At 55.4% G+C, this 1,249-nt stretch carries 1 pseudogene; it reads left to right on the top strand.

Annotated features, from left to right (window positions below):
- Positions 1–756 (top strand): annotated as a pseudogene (locus tag ABYT07_RS21250) (O-antigen ligase domain-containing protein); the annotation flags it as partial.
- Positions 757–1,249 lie beyond the last annotated feature (493 nt).

Here is a 1,249-nt window from a genome sequence, read left to right as displayed (position 1 = left end):
TATTTCTCGGTGTTTTTATTCACCTATGATCCGGCCAGCTGGACGCCAAGATGGCAGTTCTACGCCCCTTGGTCGCCGTTTGCCGCGCTTTTGGGCGTGGTGATGGTGCTGTTCGCGCTAGAGGAAAAAGACCGCAAATGGATGCTGGCCGGTGTGGGGGCAGGCATTTTGATGATCCTTGCGTCCAAGTCGCGCATGGGTCTGGTCGGCCTTGTTGCCTGCACCATCGGACCGCGGATGATGCCGCTGCTGCTGAAGGGGTGGGCGTGGCATGTGACGGCCACGCTTACCGCATCGCTGGCGGTTCTTGGTGCAGCTTTGGCCGCCATGGCAAAGGATGCCGTTTCCACGTTCAAAGGTGCGCGTGCCGACAGCACACGTGTGCGCGAAACATTGCAGCGGATCGCCTATGAACGCTGGCAGAACGAAGCCGTGTGGTTTGGCCACGGCACGATCCACCCTGGATCGCACGCGGTAGAGTATATGCCAATCGGCAGTCACCATACGTGGTTCGGGCTGCTGTTTGTCAAAGGGTTGACGGGTTTCGCTGCCTTGCTGGTGCCGATGGTCTGGCACACCGGCTTTGTCATGCTGGACGCCGCCCGCCACCCGCGCGGTCGGTTGCCGATGGGGATCTTGATGACAATCGTCCTGCTGTCTTTCGGCGAAAACCTCGAGATCGAAGCCTACATGCTTTGGCCCGGTCTGATCCTGCTGGGCGTTCACCTGCGCGAAGTGGCACAGGACAAGGTTTGAAAGATCGCGGAGTTCAGGTGTTATTGCCAGTCAGCCACCTCGGTAAAATCCAGCTTTTCGCCGAGATCACATCTTAACGTGGTTGCATCTTGTGCTGACCAGCTTTCAAAACCCAGATCAGATGCGGTCAAAAACTTGACATTGCGTTTCGATTGCCGTTGATCTGATGGGATAATTCGAAAGGGCAGGTGGGCGCAAATCGTCTGGTTTTTTCCCAGACATATCCCAAAGTCAGCCAATATGCACCAGTTTGGTGTGCTATTGCCGTTGCAAAACCTTGATGGCCTGCAAAGCGGCTTGGGATGTGATGCCGCCAAAGCCTCAATTTATTTAAGTTTGAAGGTATAATTTAGTGAATAGAGCGAAATACGGATTGCCTGAGTTGCGTCAGGCGCGGCGCAATGGTGCGGGGCTGCTGCTTGCGGTGTTCTTGTTCAGCGTTTTCGTCAACATTTTGATGCTGACGGGCCCCTTGTTCATGCTGCAGGTCTAT

Source organism: Sulfitobacter sp. (assembly GCF_041552635.1).
GTDB lineage: Bacteria > Pseudomonadota > Alphaproteobacteria > Rhodobacterales > Rhodobacteraceae > Sulfitobacter.
This window is presented reverse-complemented; position numbering and strand designations above follow the sequence as displayed.